Source organism: Kribbella antibiotica (assembly GCF_004349055.1).
Taxonomy (GTDB): domain Bacteria; phylum Actinomycetota; class Actinomycetes; order Propionibacteriales; family Kribbellaceae; genus Kribbella; species Kribbella antibiotica.
Window position 1 is genome coordinate 1 of sequence record NZ_SMKX01000301.1, and the last position, 1,430, is coordinate 1,430.

A 1,430-nucleotide genomic window follows, 5' to 3' on the forward strand; every position below is an offset into this window, starting at 1 on the left:
CCCCAACGAAGGCCGACTCCGCACCGCCCCCACCGCCGAGGCCTGCCCACCCAAAAATCGCCTCAAGTCACCTGCCCGTTGCTGTTCCCCTTGCACCGCAACCGCCGCTGCCTGATTGGGCACCTTCGCGGGGTAGGGCTCGCCGGGGTTCTGCTGGTAGTGGTCGCGAAGGTCCTTGACTGCTCGATCCACACCCTCCGTGGTGATCTCTCCAGTGACCTTGCCTAGCGGAGGCCTGTCCTTCACAACGCGCCACTCGCCAGTCGCCATCCGATTGACGAGCTCTGCGCGGGCGGCCTGTTGGTGCGCCGGGTTCGGCGGTACGACGTCTGCAAGTTCGGTCCGCACGACGTGATCGGCTACAGCGTCCCAACGCATTGCGACTGGCTGGTCCAGTGCGGTCTGCAGCAATTGCCTGCGTTCGTCCGCGGAGTTGGTGACGCGATCGAGAAGTGCCTCGCCGGCCTGCACAGCTCCCGGATATTCGAGGCGGGGCTTCGGTAACCCTTCGTGCCCGGCACGCCGGATGAATTCGTCGAACTGGTCTCTGGTGCTGATCTCGGTGAACGCCTCGTCGAGTCCGAACGACTCAGCGCTCCGTACTGCGTTGGGTTCCTCGGGCGCGTCGACTGGGCTGCGGGCATGTTCGGACTCGTGCAGGACCGTCGCCAGTGCCTCGGCCTGGCGGCGGGGATTGCCGCCGGCGAGATCGTCGAGTGCTCGCTGCTGGATCCGCAGCGTTCCGTCGAGCCCCAGGCCGCCGAGCTTGTCGTCCGATCGGGCATAGAGCTCGCGGTTCCACCGGTCCGCGCTGCCAGGGCGCAGGCCCTGAGCGATCTCGTAGAGGCGACTGACCTCACGGTAGGTCGTCGACGCCGGGTCGATCCGCACCGTGCCGTCGCTGATGGACAAGCTCAGGCTCCGGTGGGCTGCGGATCGTCCCAGGGCGGGTCAGCCAGGTAGTTCTCGGAGGTCTCCAGGCCACGGGAGAATCTGCGGATCTCCTCGCTGTCATCGCCTGCGCGGTCCGCGATTTCCCAGAGCGCGCGCCGGGTCGCGGCGTAGACCGCCAACCGCTCCTCAACGGTGCCGCGTTCGAAGTCGGCCTTGTTGAGAAGGTCAAGGGCTTCCGCCATCTCCGCCGACTGACCGGCAGGTGTTTCCGGCAGGGCCAGCTTGTCGATGAGCCGGGATGCTGATGGCTGGTCAGCGGCGGGCAGTTGCGGAACCAACGAGCGCAGCCGGTCCTTGACCTTGTCGAGATCAGCCGGTCGGTCGGCCAAAAGCTCCTCGAAGCCTGCGACGTACTTGCGCTTGAACTCCTCGTACTCCATCGGACCCTTTCCTCAATCGCGTTTCCATCCACCCTAAGCGTCGCTCCGGCTACTCCCCGCGTCCCGGCACGCGCTCCGGCGACTCCAGTCGCGACC

At 66.6% G+C, this 1,430-nt stretch carries 2 protein-coding genes; both read right to left on the bottom strand.

Annotation, left to right across the window (positions count from 1 at the left end; genetic code table 11):
* On the bottom strand, nt 1-912 hold a 912-nt coding region (locus E1263_RS42345), incomplete at its 3' end, for a hypothetical protein (protein WP_132178120.1).
* Between the two features lie 2 nt (nt 913-914).
* Complete coding sequence (locus E1263_RS42350; protein ID WP_132178122.1) at nt 915-1,334, bottom strand: hypothetical protein; 420 nt, start codon at nt 1,332-1,334, stop codon at nt 915-917.
* Between the last annotated feature and the right edge of the window lie 96 nt (nt 1,335-1,430).